Here is a 23006-nt window from a genome sequence, read left to right as displayed (position 1 = left end):
CTTCATTCATGGCTGTGCATACATCCTTTAGATAAAAATTCATTCGCTATTCTCGTAATTTATTTAATTTAAGTCGATACGCAATGTATGGAAGACCCGGAAAGACCAACATACAAAGTGTGACCACTACTAACACTAGGCTGATATTCCTCACCATCTCAGGTAACCATCCATTAACGCCCAAGATCGCTAGGAAGATAAAAACAATCAAAGCTATAAGCAATGGCAAGGCTGCTTTGCTCATCGTTTTCTTTTCACGTTCATATTTGTCAATGAGGGTCCCAGTGTCTGAGTAGATAGGCGCCGTACCTGCAGCTGCCCGAAAGATATGAAACCCATTTCCGGCAGAACAGACATAGGTCCATCCGGCATCTTCAAAAATCAAATAATACTCCTCATCCACATTCGTGTGATAATCTACACTGTACTCAAAAGTCTGGGGATCTCCCTTTCTTAACTTATAACCAAATGGTGCAAAGCTTTCCAGGAGCCAGCCCCTTTTGGCATACTTACTCAATTTCTGCATATCACCTTTTTCAGTAAAAGCTAAGCCCCCGCTGGTCACATATTTTGTATTCTTCATGCCTATTCCCCACCTTTTATTTGAGAATTTGTTCTGCATGTCTAATCATTTCTTTTCGGCGCTCTACTTCTTTTCTTAGCAATCCAATCCCTTTTTCTGTTGCAATATACGTTTTTCGTTTGTCATCCTCTTCTTCTTTATACAGCTCAATAAATTCAGCCGCTAACAGCTTCTTAATAGTTGTATACATGGAAGCAGGCCCAATTGAAAATTGATTGTTCGTCATCGTTTCGATCGATTTCATAATTAGATATCCGTGTTTGGCTTCGACTAAAGATAAGAGAATATAAAATGCAGTGTCTGTGAGCTCTCCCATTTCCAATGAGTCCGTTCTTGACACTTAATCACCTCCTCATATGTATCATTAAAAGATATATCATTAAATGAACTATATCTTTTAATGATATACTTGTCAACTGCTGGCATAAAATTCAAACTACCTTCTCATACTAGGTGAAGAATATGGAGGTGAATGTCATGCCCAAAAATAGTGCCAATCCCAAAGAAGCTCCAGGTAAACATCAACCAAGTAAGAAAAACAATGCGGAGAATAACAACAATTTCAATGAAGCCGCTCAGATGGTGAACATCGATAAGGCTGCTGATTATGTGCCCAGCTTAAACGGTGTCTCCAAAACTGATGTCTAAGCTAGACCGCTAATAACTTCTTATATTTCAAACAAAAAAACACTCCTCAGAATTTTCTGAAGGAGTGTTTCAATCCGTGGCAGCTTCATTTCAAGCTCTCTAACTCAGCAGTCACTTTTTCAATTAAGTTCACGAAGGAAGCCAGCTCTTGAGAGCTTTTGACTTGATCCTTGGAATACATGGAGTTATGTTCTGATTCTTTTTTCACCTTGGAAAGGGTGGCATTGATATTGTCTAGTTTCTGGTCAATGGTTACCAATGAATCCTTTGAGCGGCGGGCTAGCTTACGAACCTCATTAGCCACAACTTCAAACCCTCTTCCAAACTCTCCAGCTCTGGCCGCTTCAATAGCCGCATTTAAGCCTAAAAGATGCGTATGATCAGCCACTTCTCTAATCATCGTACCCACTTGATGAATAGACTCCACCTCTTTGTCTAAATATAATACCGTTTGATGCGTTTTCTCTTGATAATCAGCATTTTTACTAGCTAAACTTTCTATCGATTCACTGCTATCCTTTAATTGAACCATCAAAGATACCAGCTCCTGAACGGCTGAACTCACTCCTGTAAGCAGGTGATTTTGCTTCTCCAGCAAGTTTTCAATTTTTGCTTTTTCATCCACTTCATAGGCTTCAAGAACGAGCTGTGAATCGAGATTAAACATCTTGGTTAAGGCATGAATAACAGGCTTCCACTCGTTTGGTAATATCCGTTCAAAATAAGCAGTAGCCAGATCCAGATATAATATGTACGTCCCCAAATACCAATTCGTTGTTAATCCAATACGAGAATGGATTTTCCCGATAAGCAAACGTCTTTCAATAAATGCTTCATCGATCACACCAGAGGCCATGGATAAAAAATACCACTGCTGTGTTTCTTTTAATCGATCCAGTGTACTGTGCTGCTCAATGATGTGGAGCAATTCTGGCTCCATCGTCATCTGTTTATACAGTTCCTCAACCAATGAGCTAACGATTAAGTTGAATTCTTTCTCCTTGCTTTTTAATAATTCTAAATCAGCCTCAGTAATCCCTATGTAGCTAACTTGCTGGAGTCGTTCTGGACTAAGATTGATCATAACGTTGTTAACATCCCCCTCATTCTGTTTTTTCTCAGCCATCCCCTATGGCATCTATATCTCTTGATTATAAAGGTATTATTTCAATAAATTTTAACACTATATTTACCTATATTGCTTAATAATTTTACAAAACCTCACTAGTTGTCCTTAGATTTGGCTTCCTATTCACGAATAAAGGACTGCCGCGGCAGCCCTTTCAGTTTCAAGCTTTAATTTATGCCGCCATTTCACGGCAAACTTTTGCACAAGCAAAACAAGCTTCTGCACATTGCTGGCAATGTTCATGATCATGCTTTTGGCATTCGTTGCCGCAGGCTTCACAAGCTTCTGCACAAGCCAGACAAATTTCTTTTGCATATTTACTGTTCATCGACATCGCATGAGCTGCGAACTCGCATATATCTGCACATTCACGATCCAGGCGAATGCACTCCTTCATCATCCCCACATGATCCTCATCCAAACAAGCTGAGTAACAGTGATTACAAGCTACCATACATTTCAAACACTCTTCAATACACACTTTGTAGTTTTGATGTGCCATAACACATACTCCTCTCGAAATCATAAATTAGGATAGTCCCCTACTCTATATATACCCAATTTGAGCAAATAAAAAAGGATTCCAAGGAATCCTTCCGATTGATCAATTATCTAATTAATTTATTGATGGTAACTAATAGCTCATCCAGTACCTCGTTCTCACCATCCTGGATACGTTCCACTACACAACTTTTCATATGATGCTCCAGCAAAAGCTTGCCCACGCCGTTCAATGCAGATTGGACCGAGGAGATTTGATGCAGCACATCATCACAATAGGTGTCTTTTTCAATTAACCCTTTTAGCCCTCTAACTTGACCTTCAATTCTATTGAGCCGGCTAATCAAATTCTTTTTAGTTTTATCTGAGTGATGACTTTTCCGCTCATCCGTACTGCATGATTCATGCTCGTGAGTCAGATTATCCATGCACCGATCACCCCTTTCCTCGTATTTTTATTATACTATAGCCCCCCTATTCTATTCAAAAAATAAATCATTGATTAGATTTTCAATTCTTCATGAACTATAGCGGAAGTTTCAACCTGAATGGTTGTATGTTGAATTTTGAAATGATCGGCAATTAACCGAATCGCTTGCTGCAAAATGCGTTGGTCATCTGCTTCCTCTTCAATTAAGATATGACAGCTGAGTGAATCTAAGCCCGAAGTTATGGTCCAGATATGCAGGTCATGAACATTTCTAACCCCCTCAATGCTTTCGAGGATTTCCTTTACTTCAGCTGGATTAATTGTAATCGGTGTGCCTTCCATAAGGACATGAACGGTATGTTTGATAATTCCCCATGCCCCTCTAAGAATCAATAGAGCAACCAGAACGCTTATGATAGGATCTGCAACATACCAGCCAAAAATCATCATAATTAAACCGGCAATAATCGCCCCTACCGAACCTAAAGCATCACCAAGCACATGGAGATAAGCACTACGGAGATTAATATTATTTTTCACATCCCCTTTTCTCATAAGCGACCATGCACTAGCTACATTGGCTAAAAGACCAATACTTGCGATCAGCATCATAGAACCACTGGCAACCGTCGGCGGATCAAAAAATCGCCCATAAGCTTCTACAATGATAAATCCAGCAACTACAAATAAAGTAACTCCGTTTAAAAGTGCCGCCAAAATTTCAAATCGATGAAATCCGTACGTTTTGTTCGGAGAAGCAGGTTTGGTTGCGAACCAGACCGCTACTAGGCTTAATGCTAGAGAGCTTGCATCGTTTAGCATATGCCCACTGTCCGATAACAGGGCTAAGCTGTTGGTAATTAACCCTCCAAAAAACTCCAAAAACATAATTCCAACCGTAATGATTAACGCAATCATAAGCCCTTTTTTATTTCCACTTGGATCAAAATGATGATGCCCGTGAGCGCCATGCGAGTGATTGTGTCCTTCATGAGAGTGACTGTGTCCTTCATGAGAGTGGTCGTGGTTACTGTGATCGTGATTGGCCTGTTGCCTGTGTGCATTCTCGACCTGATGATTGTGTCTTTTCTTCTTGTTCATCATGCTTAACCTCCTATTACCTTCAGCTAGATAGTATTCGTAGCCCTGCGCAGTTACATTCAAAAGCTCCAGTTAATAATAACATATGAGCATGTGTTCATATGTTATTATTAACTGGATTTTTCTTCTTGTCAATAAAAAAGCAACAAATGATTGTCTCTGACCTAATAAAATAAAGAGGACCCTCCGCAGCTCTTCCTGCATGGAGGATCCTCTCGAATCAGAACCGTGTATTAAATCAAATCTGATTGTTGCAGCAATCTTTGGATGATAGCCGCAACTTCTGCTCTCGTAATGAAGGCTTGTGGGGCAAGTACATTTCCGCTTCTGCCCGTGATGATTCCTGCTTGCAGGCTGTCTGCAATGCCACTCTTCGCCCAGCCTGATGCTTCATTCGCATCCGTGTAAATGCTCAGCAGCTCGCTTGCTTCTTTGGCAGGAAGTTTTGTCTTCAAATCGGTAATCACCATAGCTTTAGCAATAATACTCATCGCCTGTTCCCGAGTAATCTTGTCTGTAGGATGGAACGCTCCATCCTCAAAACCGTTGATTAGCTTATAGGAGTAAGCTGTCTGCACCGCATCATTATACCAATCTGAGACCTTCACATCCGTAAAGGATGTTGTTCCGCTCTCCAATTTCAATCCCAATCCACGTACGATAATCGCCGCAAATTCTGCACGTGTAATCTCCTGACTAGGGTTAAACAAATCGTCACCGACTCCATTAATAACCTTACGGGAAGCCATCTCATTGACAATGTCCTTAGCCCAGTGGGTGACGACATCCTTGAAGTTCTGTGGATCTTGAACTACAAAATACGTACTGTTCGTTAAACTGTGTATTTTCGCAAAGTTTTTGCCATCAATGGCAACAATCTGTGTGGGTACATGGCGGATCGTCCCCCCTGCTTCAAGCACTAGCCCAGTCGTAATCTTCTTAAGGTCTACACCATCCGCAAGAGGAATAGTTCTTTCCACATAGGTATTAAACTTAGTGAGTTCAACAGTTTTCCCAGCGTAAGTAACTTTCACTGTGAAATCTAATGGCTGAGCTACCAGCGTTAGCTTTTCATTGGCTGCCAGCATTTCTATTCTTTTCAGTACATCCGCAGTCGGAACAGAAATTGAAATTTGCACCTTCACATCTTGTAGAGCAATGTCTGTGCCAAACTGTTTTGAAATTGCACTGATATCAATCTGTGCTGCTGATATTGTATAAGTACCCTTTGGAGTACGAATGATTAACAGCGCCTGCTTCTGCTCCATATCTTTGATGATTTGACCATTAAGCTCGCCAATAATCACATCTGAAGTCGCAGTCACAGGGATAGTTATAATTGCATTCTGGTCTTCCTTTTCGATGCGTTGCTCTATTTTTGCCTGATCTACAACAATCGTGGTAACCGTCTGCCCGTTATGCTCAGATATCGTTGCTGTTCCGGCATTTTCAACCTTACCGTTCACCAATACCTCAACCATGCTGCTAGATGGTGTAGCTGTAGCTGTAGCTGTAGCAGTGGATCCTGCTGTTGCAGTTGGTGCAGTTGTTGCAGGTGGTGCAGTCGGTGTTGATGTCGGTGATTCTGTTGGTGTTGGTGTTGGTGTTGGCGGTGTAGGTGTAACCTCAACCTCCGTTGATGACTTTGGTGTCACGGAGTTCGAAACTTCAGAAGCTACACTACTACCAGCGCTATTAATCGCTTTAACTGTAAACGAATAAGTGGTTCCATTCGCTAGACCTGTTACCGTTATTGGACTTGTTGCCCCAACTGTTACGATATTACCCGGAGAAGCAGTAACCTCATAATTCGTAATTGGAGTTCCCCCGTTCGAATCAGGAACTGCAAATGTCACAGTCGCCTCGCCATCTCCCGCTACTGCTATTAAGTCCGTAGGTGCAGATGGTGATGTTCTTGGTTTCGTGCTGACTTCGTTAGAAGCTGCACTCTCCCCGCCCGGATTAGATGCCTTAACTACGAAATAATAAGATTGGCCATTAGTTAACCCTGTCACATCATAGTTGTAGACGGATTCGCTTACTGTAGCCACTTGTGTCTCATAGATTCCGGAAGTGATACCTTGATATATAGTGTATCCAATCGCACCCTTCACCGGATCCCATGTTAAGCCGATGAGGCCATTACTTGCCACAGGTGAATGAAGTATTGGCGCGCCCGGCGCTGGAACCTGAGGCGTTCTAGTTACTTCATTGGAAGCCGCACTGATACCATCAGGATTAACAGCCTTAACAATAAAATAATAAGCAGTTCCATTAATTAATCCTACAGCATCATAACTGTTCTCAGAGTCACTTATAGTAGCTACCTCAGCTCCATAAACACCTGAAGCTGTAGACTGATATACAGCGTAACTATCGGTACCATATACGGGACTCCAAGTAATTCGAATATGTCCGTTTCCTGCTGTTACAGACTCAATACTTGGCGCAGCAAGTTCAGGCCAGGTAAGGTCAATAACTGCGCTAGTGATTTGTGCAAGACCTGTTGCATCAAATGCCAGTTGGGCTCCTGTGATTCCAGCTGCATTCGTGGCTCCCAGATCCGTAAAGGAAATGACGCCCGCTACTGCCGTCAACGTCGTATTCCCCGTCAACGTCCAGCTTCCTGTGTCCTTCTTCGACACAGTAACAACCGTACTGTTGTCGCCAATGTTTACATTCCCAAACTGATCCAGCAAAGTAATTACTGGCTGCTGCGCGAAGCTGCCGCCGTTGGTCTGCGGGGCACTTACGCCCGTGGTCAGCTTCATTGTCGCTGTGCTGCCTGCGACAGGTGCAATGTTCAGCGCTGTTGCCGCTGGCGAGGCTACGCCTGCTTGGCTGAACACAACAGCCTGTGCTCCCGCTTTATTCAGCTTCAGATCCACCTGTGCTACACCCTCAACGAAATCAACGTTGATCTTGCTCGGTGAAGCTGCCAAAGCGGTACTTCCTAAGCTTCCGTACGTTCCGTCCGGCGCAACATCATAACCCGTTACCGTCACTTCTTTCGTTCCGGTGAACGTTGTATCTGTATTACCCAGCGAATTTTTCACGGTCAGCGTAATCCCATTATCTACACCTACGACAGGTGTCAACGTCGCCGCTGAGGCGGTGATGCTTTGCGCTCCCTGTGGTTGTGGAAGATTCACGGTAGCGCTAGTGATTTGTGCAAGACCTGTCGCATCAAATGCCAATTGGGCTCCGGTGATTCCAGCTGCATTCGTAGCTCCCAGATCCGTAAAGGAAATGACACCTGCTACTGCCGTCAACGTCGTATTCCCCGTCAACGTCCAGCTTCCTGTATCCTTCTTCGACACAGTAACAACCGTACTGCTGTCGCCAATGTTTACATTTCCAAACTGATCCAGCAGCGTTATCACTGGCTGCTGCGCGAAGCTGCCGCCATTGGTCTGCGGGGCACTTACGCCCGTGGTCAGCTTCATTGTCGCTGTGCTACCTGCGACAGGTGTAATGTTCAGCGCTGTTGCCGCTGGCGAGGTTACGCCTGCTTGGCTGAACACAACCGCTTGCGCGCCAGCTTTGTTCAGCTTCAGGTTCACCTGTGCTACACCATCAACGAAATCAACGTTGATCTTGCTCGGTGAAGCCGCTAAAGCGGTGCTTCCTAAGCTTCCGTACGTTCCGTCCGGCGCAACACCATAACCTGATACCGTCACTTCTTTTGTTCCGGTAAACAGAGTGTCCGTGTCGCCCAGCGAATTCTTCACGGTCAGCGTAATCCCATTATCGACACCTACGACAGGTGTCAACGTCGCCGCTGAGGCAGTTATGCTTTGCGCTCCCTGTGGTTGTGGAAGATTCACGGTAGCGCTAGTGATCTCTGCAAGACCTGTCGCATCAAATGCCAGTTGGGCTCCTGTGATTCCAGCTGCATTCGTAGCTCCCAGATCCGTAAAGGAAATGATGCCCGCTACTGCCGTCAACGTCGTATTCCCCGTCAACGTCCAGCTTCCTGTGTCCTTCTTCGACACAGTAACAACCGTACTGTTGTCGCCAATGTTTACATTCCCAAACTGATCCAGCAAAGTAATTACTGGCTGCTGCGCGAAGCTGCCGCCGTTGGTCTGCGGGGCACTTACGCCCGTAGTGAGCTTCATTGTCGCTGTGCTGCCTGCGACAGGTGCAATGTTCAGCGCTGTTGCTGCTGGCGTGGCTACGCCTGCTTGGCTGAACATAACCGCTTGCGCGCCAGCTTTGTTCAGCTTCAGATCCACCCGAGCTACGCCCTCAACGAAATCGACGTTGATCTTGCTCGGTGAAGCTGCCAAAGCGGTACTTCCTAAGCTGCCGTACGTTCCGTCCGGCGCAACATCATAACCTGATACCGTCACTTCTTTTGTTCCGGTAAACAGAGTGTCCGTGTCGCCCAGCGAATTCTTCACGGTCAGCGTAATCCCATTATCGACACCTACGACAGGTGTCAACGTCGCCGCTGAGGCGGTGATGCTTTGCGCTCCCTGTGGTTGTGGAAGATTCACGGTAGCGCTAGTGATCTCTGCAAGACCTGTCGCATCAAATGCCAGTTGGGCTCCTGTGATTCCAGCTGCATTCGTGGCTCCCAGATCCGTAAAGGAAATGACGCCCGCTACTGCCGTCAATGTCGGATTTCCCGTCAACGTCCAGCTTCCTGCATCCTTCTTCGACACAGTAACAACCGTACTGTTGTCGCCAATATTCACATTCCCAAACTGATCCAGCAGCGTTATCACTGGCTGCTGCGCGAAGCTGCCGCCATTGGTCTGCGGGGCACTTACGCCCGTGGTCAGCTTCATTGTCGCTGTGCTACCTGCGACGGGTGCAATGTTCAGCGCTGTTGCCGCTGGCGAGGTTACGCCTGCTTGGCTGAACACAACAGCCTGTGCTCCCGCTTTATTCAGCTTCAGGTTCACCTGTGCTACACCATCAACGAAATTAACGTTGATCTTGCTCGGTGAAGCCGCTAAAGCGGTGCTTCCTAAGCTTCCGTACGTTCCGTCCGGCGCAACACCATAACCCGTTACCGTCACTTCTTTTGATCCGGTGAACGTTGTATCCGTATCGCCTAGCGAATTTTTCACGGTCAGCGTAATCCCATTATCTACACCTACGACAGGTGTCAACGTCGCCGCTGAGGCGGTGATGCTATATGCAAGAGTAGGTCCTAGGTTCAGGGTCATTTTAGTGAAATAATCCCCCACGACCTTAAAATTAGTACCATCGTAAATAATGCCATTAAGATTAGAAGTAAGCTCTGATGTTTCCTGAGTCCACGTGGATCCGTCTGCCGAAGAGAATAACTCCCCCTTCAATCCAACAGCCAGAAAACTTCCATTACCAAAGCTGATATTATTTAGTGCACTAGCTGATATTGTAACCTTCGTAAAAGTTACCAAATCTTCTGTGGTTAGAATTACTGCCTGCTGGCTAAGTGTATCTTCTCCAACCAGAATATAAGCTCTACCATCATAGGCAATTCCCTTTAAAGAAGTATTGGGGAACCCAATCTCTAAGGGCACATTCCACTGTATTCCATCTGATGATTTTGCGATAACAACGCTCTCTTGCTCATAAGTAGTACTATTGTATTTCATCCCAAGAGCTACAAATTGATTATTCAAGTAAGCTACTGTATTAAATGCAAAATCCCCATTTTTAAATCTCTCTGTCCATGAGGTTCCGTTAACTGAAGAATAAATTCCGCCATAATCGGAAACAGCAACGTACTGATTTGTGCCAAAAGCAATACCTGTCAGATTGTCCTGCACTCCGGTATCTGTCGTAGTCCAAGTGTCACCGTTGGTCGAGGTCACCACTTTGGCGTTAAGATTGTAGTTTTCTTTATCTGTAACCGCAATAAACTTCCCTGCTCCATAAGTGACCGCATTCATTCCCGGCAGCTTGGAGGGTGTGACATCGTTCCATACTGCGGAGCTATTAGATTTGTAAATAGAGCCATATTCCCCGGATGAGACGGCAACATAATTGCCATTACCATCCTTAGCAATACTCTTCAGATTACCGCTGACATTACTCCACGCCGATAGGTCAGAAGAAACCAGTAAGCCGTTGCCCCCTGAAGCAACATATTTGCCATTTCCGTAAACCATATTGTTCACCATCATTGTTGTATGGGTATCCGAAGATGTCCACTGGGTGCTGTCCAGCGGAGCCGCAGAAGATTTATAAATTACACCCTGCCCAAACAACAAATAGCTCCCATTTAAAGAACCTCCCCCATAAAATTGCTTGTTATCCCATGAGGCATCAACGGTCCAATTAGCACCGTCTGTAGAGGTGAATACTTTTTTAGCATAAGGAGTCACGATATAACTAAAGAAACGATTATTTAAATAGATTACATTCGTAACATAAGGCCAACTAGAATTATAGTGGTTGATCACAAGATCGGTTAAGGTAACCGTTGTCCAATTGATCAGATTCGTTGAGGTATAATAGACAGCATTGTTAGCAGAGACCACATATTTGTTGTTGCCATAAGCAATATCCGTTAAGCTTTGCATTCCGAATATTGCATTGGTAGAAGTGATTCCTGTGTCTGTCCAGTTAATGCCATCCGAGGATTGTAGTAGAGTTACATCATAAGAAGGTGGATTGGTGCCAGGTTTATATACTGACTGCCATACAAAAAACTTTCCATTGACCGCTTTCAACCTTTCCGGTGTGATAGCTAACGTTTTTTTTGTCCAATTTTCACCATCAAGTGAATTGTATACTGCCTTTTCGCTACCATCAATAGCTAAGAACAGCCCATTAGCGAACACAATAGAAGTTAGTTTGGGGTTCCCCGCCTTTTTTGAGATAGACCAATCTACGCCATTTGATGATGTAGATATCCCTCCTTGGCCCACCGCTACAAAAACATTGTTACCAAATGCAACACTGCTCAAATTCCCAGCTGATGTGGAGCTTTGATCTATGATATTGCTATTGCTGGGTGCTGCATAAATTACTGCAGGCATAAACAGAGAACTGACGATAGAGAATACTAAACTTATTGCTAATAAAAGATTGCCACTCCGCTTAATCACAATTTTCCCCCTTTGGCATTACACCAAAATATAAATACTTCCACCATATGGAGATTAGATGTCTTTTCTAAGATTTGTAGCCATTTGGTTTGATTTTTATATCGGTATAATCCGAGAGAATTATTACGAATTTAACATTAAATTTTGATTAAAAACAACAATAATTTACACGCTTCACCTATCCATTTCCACAACCTTACAAATGAGAAAAAAACCTATTAAATATCAGGACTTAATCCTGAATTTAATAGGCTTTCAAACTTTTGCTCGTAGAACTTTTTAAGCTACTTAATCTTTTTTATTAAATAGAAATCGCTGCTTCTAAAGCTACTTCCATCATGCCGTTGAAAGAATTTTGTCTTTCTTCTGCCGTGGTTACAGCATGAGTAACTAACGAATCAGAAATGGTAAGAATACATGCAGCTTGTTTACCTAACACTTTCGCATTATGGAACAACGCATAACTCTCCATTTCTACACAAACACAGCCATGTTCATTGTAAAATTCATTAACTCCAGGCACATTGTCTTCATGATAGAATACATCGCTGGAATGAATTCTCGCCGTCAGAACTGGCTTGTTAATACGTGTAGCCGCTGCTTCAATGACTTCGTTCAATTCTTTACTTGGCAGCTGGATATCTCCTTCTACACCGCTTTGCACATAGGCATATGTAGATTCACTCCACGCGCTATCCGCCAACACCACGTCAAATAAATTCAATTTATCAGTGTATGCTCCAGCACTACCGATACGAATGATGTTTTCCACACCATAGTTTTTGTATAGTTCATAAGAATAAATACCGATACTTGGCATTCCCATTCCCGAACCCATTACCGAAACCTCTTTGCCTTTATAAGTTCCTGTATATCCAAACATATTACGTACCGTATTAAATTGAGTTGGGTTCTCCAAATAGGTTTCTGCAATATACTTCGCTCTCAAAGGATCTCCTGGCATTAATACTGTTTTGGCGATTTCACCATTTTGTGCTGCATTGTGCGGCGTTGACATAATTTATTCCTCCTATGTTGATTACTCATTACTATCTTACTATACCATTCATGATTTTAAATATACGTTTAAAATTTTCTTTTATTGCGACAAAAATACTGCTACTGAATCTCTTTTTATAATTTATTAGCAAACTCGTTAAGTTTTTGGGACATTATCTTTATCTCCTCAATAAATGTAGAAGTATGCTGAACAGATGCCGCCTGTTCTTGGCCGATAGCTGCTATCTTCTCTATCGAATTAGCCATTTGATTCGTAATTCCCTTAATCTGTAACATGGTTTTATTTATGTTTTGCGTCGAGGCGACGGTTTCCCTTGAAAATTTCCGGATTTCCTTGGCTACGACTTCAAAGCTTCTACCTTTCTCACCTGCATGCGCTGCTTCTATTGCAGCATTCAGCCCAAGTAAATTCGTTTGATCAGCAACCCTATTTATAATGGATAGGACTTCTGTTGTATTCTCCACATCTTTTCCAGCCTGCTGAGATTGAATGAGTAGTTCCTGAGAGTGATCGGAAAGTGAACTTACACCATAGGAAATATTATTAATTTGCTCATTGGCTTGGGATAATGATTCCGAGATTTGTTCTACAATGGCTTTTAATTCACTTTGTCTTCGAATCTGAACTGCAATCCCGCCAATGACTTGTCCCGTTTGATCGTGAAGAGGTGTTGCTGTACCTGTAAACTCAAATCCATAAAAGTGGGCTGGAACATCGGACTTCAAGGTACGATTCTCTTGTATCGCTAAGTAAAGCGGTTCTTCTTTGTGTAAAGGTTGTCCTTCGTTAATGTTTAAATTTATGGTGTCGCCAGGAAAATAAGCAACGAACCGTTCCAAATCACATATCGCTATTGATAAATCAGCGGGGATAGATAATTTTATAATAGGCATAAGTGAGATAAATTTGTCTAAAGATTCAATGTTGTTAATCACAGAAATATAGTCTCCATTCCAGCAAAACGTTATTTATAGCGCACCAAGTCTAACCAGATCATGCCTTACATACATGCATTTAATCTAAATCCTTAATTTTGCTTAATTCATATTTTAGATATGTATTCGCGAAAATCTTCATAAAATCCTCCAAAAAAGTTTACAAACACCCATTTCTCTCTCACAAAAGACGAATAACATAAAAAAAGCCCCCACTTTGTGAAAAGTGAGGGCTTTCGTTCTCTTGTTGTTACTAATAATATCGATTAGTTACGGATCAGATAATCAAATGCTCCTAGCGCTGCAGTTGCACCGGATCCCATCGAGATAATGATTTGTTTATAAGCACTATTAGTGCAGTCACCAGCAGCAAATACTCCTGGTAAGCTAGTAGCACCATGGCTATCTACAACAATCTCACCTACACGAGTACGTTCAACTGTGTCACCTAGCCATTCTGTATTTGGAACCAGACCGATCTGTACAAATACACCCTGCAATTCAACATGGTGAGTCTCTTCTGTCGCACGATCAACATAAGAAATACCATTTACCTTATCAGTTCCGGTAATTTCTTTAGTTTGCACGTTTTTAAGAACAGTAACGTTAGGAAGGCTATAAAGACGATCTTGCAGCACAGCATCAGCTTTGAGCTCTGGAGCAAATTCCAGAACCGTTACATGCTTCACTATACCTGCAAGGTCAATAGCTGCCTCAATACCTGAGTTACCGCCGCCAACAACTGCAACATCTTTGCCTGCAAACAAAGGACCATCACAGTGTGGGCAGTAGGCTACACCTTTGTTCTTGAATTCAGCTTCACCAGGCACGCCCATATTCCGCCAGCGAGCACCTGTAGACAGAATGACCGTCTTACTCTTTAGAACAGCGCCGTTCTCGAGTTCAACTTCAATTAAGTCATTTTTGTCTAGACGTCTGACACGCTGCAATTTCATCACATCAATGCCATACTCTTTTACTTGCTCTTCAAGTTTAGCTACGAGTTGAGGACCTTCAGTGTACTTCACACTAATAAAGTTCTCGATACCAAGCGTGTCGTTAACCTGTCCGCCAAAGCGTTCAGCAACAATACCTGTACGAATACCTTTACGTGCCGCGTAAATGGCTGCACTTGCACCAGCTGGGCCGCTGCCGACAACAAGCACATCATATGGAGCTTTATTGTCAAACTCTGATGCGTCCACACTGCTGCCCATTTTAGCTAAAATTTCTTCAACCGTCATACGACCACTTTCGAAAAATTCACCATTAAGGTAGACGCTTGGAACAGACATAATTTCTTTGCTTTCTACCTCTTCTTTGAATACTCCACCGTCAATCATCGTATGGGTAATACCCGGATTAAAGATACTCATAAGATTAAGTGCTTGTACAACATCAGGGCAATTATGACAGCTCAGGCTAACATAAGTTTCAAACTTATATTCACCATTAATGCCTTTGATCTGATCAATTACACTTTGCTCAACCTTAGGAGCTCTTCCGCTAACCTGCAACAGTGCCAATACTAATGAAGTAAATTCGTGTCCAAGCGGAGTTCCGGCAAAGGTTACACCCGTATCTTCACCCACACGATTTACACTAAAGCTTGGGGTTCTAGATAGTTCGGTTCTTTCCACCGTAATCCTAGCTGACATTTTGGCAATTTCATCAACTAGTTCAGTCATCTCTTGTGATGCCTCGTCAGCGCCTGCACTGAGTTTCAGTACTACATCGCCTTCCAAGAGTTCTAGGTATTGCGCTAGTTGAGCTTTTATTTCTTGATCTAGTTTCATTTAGCTTTCGCTCCTTAAATCTTACCTACAAGATCGAGACTTGGTTTAAGAGTTTCTGCACCTTCCGACCATTTCGCTGGGCAAACTTCACCTGGATGATTGCGTACATATTGCGCTGCTTTAATTTTGTTAACAAGAGAGCTAGCATCACGGCCGATACCACCAGCATTAATCTCAACAGTTTGAATAACACCGTCTGGGTCAATGATGAATGTACCACGATCAGCAAGACCGTCAGCTTCGATCAATACATCAAAATTGCGGGAAACCACATGGGAAGGATCGCCGATCATAATGTATTTCACCTTGCCAATTGCTGCGGAGCTTTCATGCCATGCTTTATGTGTAAAGTGTGTGTCAGTAGAAACGGAATATACTTCAACACCTAGTTGTTTGAGGGTTTCATATTGGTTCTGCAAATCTTCTAGTTCAGTTGGGCATACGAATGTGAAGTCAGCTGGGTAAAAGCAAACTACACTCCATTTACCTTTGAAGTTTTCTTCTGTAACATCGATAAATTTCCCATCTTGAAATGCGCTTGCTTTGAATGGTAGTACTTCTGTTCCGATTAATGACATATTGTTTAATCTCCTTTGGGTTTAATTTATGAATAGAGTGGATACTATTTATAATTATTATAATTAACCAAATTAAGGCCTGTCAAGTTATTTATAATAATTCTAATATGATAATCGTTGTCAGTCGCTAAATGTTCATACAAATTCCTTTCTTTCGGATTTAAATACAACACTTTATCATCTGACTGATGCTCATTCGTACTTATTGACTATTATGGTTTAGTTTACATGTTTTATGTAGTTCAATTTCTACAATTCGATGTCTTCTACTATTCGCTGAACTATTCTGTACTATAAAGTAACCTCAGTACGGGTTCATCCCGAACTGAGGCTACTTTTGATAACTAATATACAAGGTCCTACTTCAGATAGGTTCCTGACTCTCCGATTCCACCACTACCGTTCAATACATACACTCGCGCATTTCCTTTCCCGGAGCAGTTGATTGTGATCACACCGTTGGTAACGGTTTTGGTATCACCAGTCACTGCATCCACATAAGTTCCGTTAGGAATTCCAGTGAATGTTGCATTTCCTGAGATTGTAACCAAAGCAAAGCTATCGATTCCTTTGGTACTATCAGTGTATCTTCTTTTAAATGCCAAATCACCTGATACATTTTCTGTAGAATATTGGCCTTTTTGCAAAGCAGGAACAGCTCTTCTGATTAAATTAAGTTGTCTGATATGTTTCGCCAGAGGATAATTTAACGAGTCTGCAAGTGTGCCAGTAGCATTGGTATATTTACCGTAATCTTGAACAGTAACACTACCCTCAATATGATCGCCAAAGTAAGCACGGCCTGTTGAACTTAACGGCGCATTTGGACCTACATCAATGACTGATCCTTTTTTGAACTCAATTTCAGAACCATAATAGATCGCAGGTATTCCTCGGAAGGTGAACATCAGAGCGAGATTCTCAGCCCAAGTGTCCTGTGTGCCGGCAAATCTTTGATTTTCTGGTGCCTGGTCAGGTGCATAGTCATGAGAGTCAATATAAGTTACATTCCAGGTAGCATCATTATAGAATTGATCACCGCTTCTCATACTAAATGCTTCCTGAGCAGTCTTGAAGGCCCAGTGCATTGGAAAATCAATGACATCCATACCCGATTTCATCGAATAGTCAGGCGTATGATAAGTATTTCCTGTTAAAAAAGCATTGTTCGAGGTAGGCTGTCCTGCTGTAGTAGAGTTATCTGCCCACTCTTGTTCCACCGATAGCTTGTTGGAAGCGTAATCATTTTGACCGTCACCTGGATAGGATTTTGAGCTTTTCCAAGTATAAAATGGTGTTGATATCGCCGGAATTCCACTGTTCCAGACATCTCTGTACCGAGTAGCCACTTCCCCAAAGACAAAGAAGTCTGAGCCCCCTCTTGTTTTCCATGCCGGCACAAAATATTTGTTAAAAATATACCGGCTTACATGCTTTACGGTATCGACCCGAAATGCATCCACACCCATATCAATATATTGATTATAGCTGTCGATTAGATACTGATTCACTAGAGGATTTTCTGTGTTTAAGTCCACACAGTCTCCCGCAATCTGTCCTGTCTGGACGGTGTAAGACTCCCAAGAAAGACTTTTTTCCGTATGGTAAATGTTATTGTTAGTCTCCGCAGTCTTCATTAAGGCAAGTCTTGCCTGATATTGCTGATCAGGGGTCATGGAATCATAGTTAGCTGGCAGCTTATCCGTAATTTTGAGCATGTTACTCACGGTGTCTGCTGCCGTCGGATCTTTTTTGAACATCGGGAACAGATTTTCTTCTCCAAAATTACCGGTATGATTGACGACAATATCTTGAATAACCTTTATCCCTCTCGCGTGCGCTGCATTGATCAAATCCTGATAAGATGCCCCTGCGGATTCATATCTTGGATCTATTTTCGCAAAATTTATTGCATGGTACCCATGATAATCATAACCGCTGGCATTCTGCACCACAGGTGTAATCCAGATGGCACTGAATCCTAAGGCTTTAATGTAATCGAGCTTTTGAATCAGTCCTTTGAAATCCCCTCTCCAAGCTGGATCAGAGTCCGGATTTCCTGCCTTGGCATCCTCCCATGCATGCTCATTGTTACTCGAATCACCGTCATAGAACCGGGAAGTGATTACAAAATAAATCGTATCTTCACGAAAATCGCCCTTATTACCAATGTTATAAACAAAACTCTGTTTGGTTTCATTTCCGGCACCATCGATCACAAGAAATTTTAAGGTTGTCGTCTTATTAATCAAGATAGACGGTCCGGTAAGAGATGTCAGTGCATTGCCTGAAATATAGACTTTTGAACTCGTTGTTGGTTCCGTACCATTATCTGTGTAATATGCTGTGGTTGTTGCCGCCTTGTTGTCTTTTATATTAAAAGATACGGAAACCGCTGAGCTCGAATTCCCAATAGGCAGATTCGCAGTGATAATCGGAGCTTGCAAATCGGCATTCAGATCAATCACATAAGCAAAAGAGCCTACATTACCCGCTTGCCCTATAGAGTTAACGCCGAATGCTTTGATAGTCAAAGATGAAGGTACTTGGATTGGAGTCGTATACAACGTTGAGGTTGTCGTAGGTGTCGAGCCATTGGTCGTATAATAAATTTTATCGCCGCTATTTGTACTGGATAGTGTCACCGTTTGGGCAGAATCATAGGTTTTGGGCACAGGAGAGACGGTTATCACCGGAACCTTAGGAACGTCTGGATTGGCGTCATACCATACATTATCTGAGTTATACCAGCCCTCTTTTATGCTGCGAGATAAGTCAGCCGTCTGTTTGCCATTGCCGTCATTAAAGATCAGGCTTGCACCTGTAGCATTTGGAACAGTATAGCTATACCAATCGTTTCCGTCCGATTTCATCAGTATTCCCGGCCATGCTCCACTAGTCGGAACGGTTGCCGGATTCAGATTCCAGTAATGGATGCGAATCGCTGCATTCCAGCTTGCTGGTTTCTTAAAGTGAACGGTTAGCCCTGCTGAAGTTGGTGTAGGTGTTGGCGTCACTGTTGGCGTTGGTGTGGGTGTTACGGTAGGTGTTGGCGTTACTGTTGGTGTAGGATTTACTGTTGGCGTTGGTGTAGGAGTTACCGTAGGTGTAGGTGTTGGCGTTGGTGTGGGTGTTATGGTAGGTGTTGGGGTAACTGTTGGCGTTGGTGTAGGAGTTAACGTAGGTGTTGGTGTAGCTCCGGCCGAAAGGGTCACATAATCGATATTAATATTCCCGCTATCATCCGAGTCATATTTATAAGCAAGCGTGTTATTTCCTGCCTGTAAGGAGAGCATTTCTGTTTGGTCTGCCCATGTATCCCAGTTGGCCAGGTTCGCTAATGTTGTCTGTGTAACCTTTATTCCATTGACATAAATGGACACCTTTTTGGCACTGCCGGATGCATTAGCATAGTGAAGCGTGGCATTATAGGACCCTGCTGCGGAAGACTGGACGTTAAAAGTGGTGGCTGCTCCTGTAGTTGTATATCCATCAACAAAACCAGTGCCCGAATATCCGGTGTGATTCGTATTTACTTTTGCACCACCAGACAGGGATGCACTCTCTGCTTCGTATTTCCCGGCAACCGGAATAACCACCGTCCAGTTCTTCCCGCCGTTATTGTCCCAACTATCCGTTGGAGCCGTGATGTGATAACAATAAATTAGGGTGGCACCTTCCTGAACATTGAGGTTGGCGGTGAACGTGGTTCCATTTTTGGTCATCACCGTGTCCGTAGTATTAGCCCAGTTATTCGTAGTCCAATGTAAGGTCACAGCTGCCGCTGTAGGATTGGTATAGGTGACTGTATGATCCGTATTGCTGGCCGATGCTCCACCTGATAAACCAAATAAACTAAAAATGAGCGAAAAAATAATTAACCACGAAATATAACGCCTGGATTGTTTGGATACCAAGTAAATAACCTCCTCATAATTTTAAGTGCAGCTTACGATTTTAAGCGCTATCGTGGGGTGCAAACGTTTGCAAAAATGAGAAAAAAAGAAATACTTGATAGTTTTAATCTCCTCCTTCAATGATTAATAAGGAAAAAACTCATTGTATGCGTTTACAAACGGTTCAATATCTGATGAATTTTCCTTGTTAAGATTATAGGCGCCAAACTTTTGCTGGTCAATGCATCTTTTAGGCTATAATTCAATCGTTTTCACTATAAGTTCCCTAAGATAGCAGGTAAATTGTTCAGGTTCTTAGCCAGCCAATTCATTTCTTTTGCAAAACGTTTTGGAGGTACACTATGTTTGTCCATCGCGGCATTAATCCACCACGGGCTTTCCATATACCACAACAACTGCAATGATTTTGTTAAATCCCCCTGCTCCACCGTTCGTTCCTCACGATATCCGTCAATAAATGCTGAAGCTAGTGCTCCATCTAAATCTTCATCTAAAGCACATGACATCACTGCTCGCGCCACATCTAGCTGCGGATAATCATATTTGAACCGATCAAAATCTAGAATTGCAGACAATTGGCTATCTTGAAATAAAAGATTATCAACCCATAAATCACGATGTGCCCATCCAGCTACAAGTCCTTCGAATATTTCCGGATCTATTTCTTCAGTCGCTCTTAGTTGTATCTCTAGGTCAGTGATAAGTGAGGTTTTGCCCATTTCCTTTGATTGTTGTAGGAGTACATTCCAATGTTCTAAACGTTCCTCAGAGCTTTGAGGAATAAATTGTGGGGTTCTTTTCAAACTAAGGGTCCCATCATTTAATAAACGATGCATTTTACCTGTGGCACGACCCAAATCAAACATTTGATGGATATTAATCTTACCCGGCTCTATGACACGGCCTTCACAATATTCCATTGCCATAAACGTTTCTCCCTGATCTGATTCCAGTAAAACATTATTGTTATAAGCCAACAATCCGGGACATGGGAGCCCCTGTAGATACAATCTTTTCTGTTGAGAAAAGGCAAAGTTCAGCTCTTCTGGGTTATACAATTTATATCTTTTTTTGTTGTATTGTTTAAGTAGAAATTGCCCTGAATCCGTTGTGATTTTCCATTTAAGATTTAACCAGCCACGTTTTATTGGGGTAGCATGAAGGACTTTCAATCCAAAAAAATGATAGAAACTATTACTTAAATCCTCTAAAATGGCTTCCTCTGAACGAATCGCTTCCATTTCATCAACTCCTATCTATTCAAAGTATAAAAGAAGAAGCCGCCAATGACGACTTCTTTTAGATATTTCTTTTTATCAGAAAAAGTTATCTATAAATGAGGCTCCCGCCTTGGAGAAACTCTTCTGCCTTCTCTTGCATTCCTGATTCAATTCTCGTCGAATTACGGATATTATGAGAGATCTTCATACTGCAAAATTTCGGCCCGCACATGGAACAAAAATGAGCTGTTTTAGCGCCTTCCGCAGGCAATGTCTCATCATGATATTCGAGCGCTCGCTCAGGATCTAACGATAAATGAAATTGATCACGCCAACGAAATTCAAAACGGGCTTTCGAAAGAGCGTTATCCCGGTCTTGTGCTCCTTTATGCCCTTTTGCCAAATCTGCGGCATGTGCCGCTATTTTATAAGTAATGACCCCTACACGTACATCTTCCTTATTAGGCAGGCCAAGATGCTCCTTCGGAGTTACGTAACATAACATTGCTGTACCGAACCAACCAATCATCGCTGCACCTATAGCAGAGGTAATATGATCATACCCCGGCGCAATATCTGTAGTCAGTGGACCTAACGTATAAAAAGGGGCTTCGTTGCAAGTTTCAAGTTGCTTATCCATATTCTCTTTAATCAAGTGCATCGGCACATGTCCTGGACCCTCTACCATCACCTGTACATCATGACTCCAAGCCATAGCTGTTAATTCACCTAACGTCTCTAACTCGGCAAATTGTGCTTCATCATTCGCATCAGCAATCGAACCCGGACGTAATCCATCGCCTAGGGAAAAAGAAACATCGTACAGCTTCATGATTTCACATATCTCTTCAAAATGTGTATATAAAAAGTTCTCTTGATGATGCGCAAGACACCATGCCGCCATAATGGAGCCACCTCTTGAAACAATACCTGTCATACGTTGTGCCGTCAACGGGATATAACGAAGCAGAACTCCCGCATGAATGGTAAAATAGTCCACCCCTTGCTCCGCTTGCTCAATGAGCGTATCACGGTATACTTCCCACGTTAAATCTTCCGCTTTCCCATTCACTTTTTCCAAAGCTTGATAAATAGGCACCGTTCCAATAGGAACAGGAGAATTACGGATGATCCACTCGCGTGTCGTATGGATGTTTTTACCTGTGGAGAGATCCATTATATTGTCTGCACCCCAGCGGGTAGCCCATCTCATTTTCTCCACCTCTTCCTCTATGGATGAGGATACTGCGGAGTTTCCAATATTGGCATTGATCTTTACCAAAAAATTACGCCCAATAATCATTGGTTCACTCTCTGGATGATTGATATTCGCTGGAATGATGGCGCGGCCGCGGGCTACTTCATCTCTTACAAATTCCGGTGTCACATTCTCACGAATCGCAACGTATTCCATTTCCGAAGTAATAATCCCTTTGCGTGCATAATGCATTTGAGAGACATTACGCCCCTTTTTCGCTCGCAAAGGTTTTCTATGGAGCGCTGGAAACACTTCCGCCACAGCTTTTCCCGTTGCATTCCCGTTATCTTCAGGCTTCACGGTTCTTCCTTCGTACGCTTCCGCATCCCCTCGTTCCTCAATCCAGCTTAGACGATTGGGCTCTAACCCCTGACGAATATCAGTATGAATATTAGCATCCGTGTAAGCCCCGCTTGTGTCATAGACATGAATTGGGGCATTCTCCTCTTCGCCGTCTATGCCCGCAGTTGGACTAAGTGAGATCTCCCGCATAGGCACCTGAATATCAGGCCGTGAACCCTTTACATACACTTTTTGACTTGCTGGAAAAGCTGATAGATTGATTGGATCGTTGTTCAATTCGCTTGTCATCTCAATTCCTCCTATAAGGTGATTTGATCAAGCGGAGACGGTCTACTCCCCACACATAGAAAAGGCCACATCTGTATAAGATGCGGCCTTAGAGTAGACAAATAGAAATAGAGCTCCATTTCCTCCGCTGGCATTATCCAGATCAGGTTTGACGGTCGATAGTTATAACTATCCTCTCAGCCTGGTCCCACCAAGCTCCCGTGACTATATAATTGCTACTTCAAAGTATAACCGAAAAGAGAGAAT

General features: G+C 42.9%; 15 protein-coding genes and 1 riboswitch. Of the genes, 1 reads left to right on the top strand and 14 read right to left on the bottom strand.

Features of this window, described 5'->3' with window-relative positions; translation table 11 throughout:
* Positions 1-46: 46 nt before the first annotated feature.
* Positions 47-583: a DUF2812 domain-containing protein gene (locus MKY63_RS13930; RefSeq protein WP_036681393.1), complete on the bottom strand. Its 537-nt coding sequence runs from the start codon at positions 581-583 to the stop codon at positions 47-49.
* Positions 584-599: 16 nt separating this feature from the next.
* The gene (locus MKY63_RS13925; RefSeq protein WP_036681391.1) at positions 600-923 is read right to left on the bottom strand and encodes a PadR family transcriptional regulator; all 324 of its coding nucleotides are present in this window, start codon (positions 921-923) and stop codon (positions 600-602) included.
* Positions 924-1060: 137 nt separating this feature from the next.
* Between MKY63_RS13925 and MKY63_RS13920 the strand changes: the two genes are divergently transcribed.
* Entirely contained in the window at positions 1061-1231 is a 171-nt protein-coding gene (locus MKY63_RS13920) for a hypothetical protein (RefSeq protein ID WP_155288200.1), read from the top strand.
* 85 nt (positions 1232-1316) lie between these two features.
* On the opposite strand, the gene MKY63_RS13915 is transcribed toward MKY63_RS13920, so the two are convergent.
* The 12 genes from MKY63_RS13915 to thiC all read right to left on the bottom strand — a co-directional run bounded on the left by MKY63_RS13915 (position 1317) and on the right by thiC (position 22760).
* Positions 1317-2357 carry a globin-coupled sensor protein gene (locus tag MKY63_RS13915; RefSeq protein WP_306068392.1) on the bottom strand — a complete coding sequence of 347 codons (1041 nt, stop codon included), beginning with the start codon at positions 2355-2357 and terminating at the stop codon, positions 1317-1319.
* Positions 2358-2532: 175 nt separating this feature from the next.
* Positions 2533-2862 carry a four-helix bundle copper-binding protein gene (locus tag MKY63_RS13910; RefSeq protein ID WP_076142221.1) on the bottom strand — a complete coding sequence of 110 codons (330 nt, stop codon included), beginning with the start codon at positions 2860-2862 and terminating at the stop codon, positions 2533-2535.
* 106 nt (positions 2863-2968) lie between these two features.
* Complete coding sequence (locus MKY63_RS13905) at positions 2969-3289, bottom strand: metal-sensitive transcriptional regulator (protein WP_036681383.1); 321 nt, start codon at positions 3287-3289, stop codon at positions 2969-2971.
* A gap of 74 nt (positions 3290-3363) precedes the next feature.
* The gene (locus tag MKY63_RS13900) at positions 3364-4395 is read right to left on the bottom strand and encodes a cation diffusion facilitator family transporter (protein WP_256717067.1); all 1032 of its coding nucleotides are present in this window, start codon (positions 4393-4395) and stop codon (positions 3364-3366) included.
* Positions 4396-4625: 230 nt separating this feature from the next.
* Entirely contained in the window at positions 4626-11444 is a 6819-nt protein-coding gene (locus tag MKY63_RS13895) for an S-layer homology domain-containing protein (RefSeq protein WP_339813238.1), read from the bottom strand.
* A 301-nt stretch (positions 11445-11745) separates the two neighbouring features.
* Positions 11746-12462, bottom strand: coding sequence for a purine-nucleoside phosphorylase (deoD, locus tag MKY63_RS13890; protein ID WP_036681380.1), 717 nt, complete (start codon positions 12460-12462; stop codon positions 11746-11748).
* Between the two features lie 116 nt (positions 12463-12578).
* A complete protein-coding gene (locus tag MKY63_RS13885; protein ID WP_036681377.1) occupies positions 12579-13400 on the bottom strand; it encodes a methyl-accepting chemotaxis protein in 822 nt (273 codons plus the stop codon).
* Between the two features lie 266 nt (positions 13401-13666).
* Positions 13667-15196: an alkyl hydroperoxide reductase subunit F gene (ahpF, locus tag MKY63_RS13880; protein ID WP_076138382.1), complete on the bottom strand. Its 1530-nt coding sequence runs from the start codon at positions 15194-15196 to the stop codon at positions 13667-13669.
* Positions 15197-15210: 14 nt separating this feature from the next.
* A complete protein-coding gene (gene ahpC / locus MKY63_RS13875) occupies positions 15211-15774 on the bottom strand; it encodes an alkyl hydroperoxide reductase subunit C (RefSeq protein WP_076138381.1) in 564 nt (187 codons plus the stop codon).
* A gap of 359 nt (positions 15775-16133) precedes the next feature.
* Positions 16134-19691 carry an alpha-amylase family glycosyl hydrolase gene (locus tag MKY63_RS13870; RefSeq protein ID WP_339813231.1) on the bottom strand — a complete coding sequence of 1186 codons (3558 nt, stop codon included), beginning with the start codon at positions 19689-19691 and terminating at the stop codon, positions 16134-16136.
* A gap of 254 nt (positions 19692-19945) precedes the next feature.
* Positions 19946-20932, bottom strand: a complete 987-nt coding sequence (locus MKY63_RS13865) for a phosphotransferase (RefSeq protein ID WP_339813227.1) — start codon at positions 20930-20932, stop codon at positions 19946-19948.
* An 85-nt stretch (positions 20933-21017) separates the two neighbouring features.
* The gene (gene thiC, locus MKY63_RS13860; RefSeq protein WP_339813225.1) at positions 21018-22760 is read right to left on the bottom strand and encodes a phosphomethylpyrimidine synthase ThiC; all 1743 of its coding nucleotides are present in this window, start codon (positions 22758-22760) and stop codon (positions 21018-21020) included.
* A gap of 103 nt (positions 22761-22863) precedes the next feature.
* A riboswitch (TPP riboswitch) is annotated at positions 22864-22972 on the bottom strand.
* Between the last annotated feature and the right edge of the window lie 34 nt (positions 22973-23006).

This window comes from Paenibacillus sp. FSL R7-0189 (assembly GCF_037969925.1).
GTDB classification, from domain to species: Bacteria; Bacillota; Bacilli; order Paenibacillales; family Paenibacillaceae; genus Paenibacillus_AQ; species Paenibacillus_AQ odorifer.
This window is presented reverse-complemented; position numbering and strand designations above follow the sequence as displayed.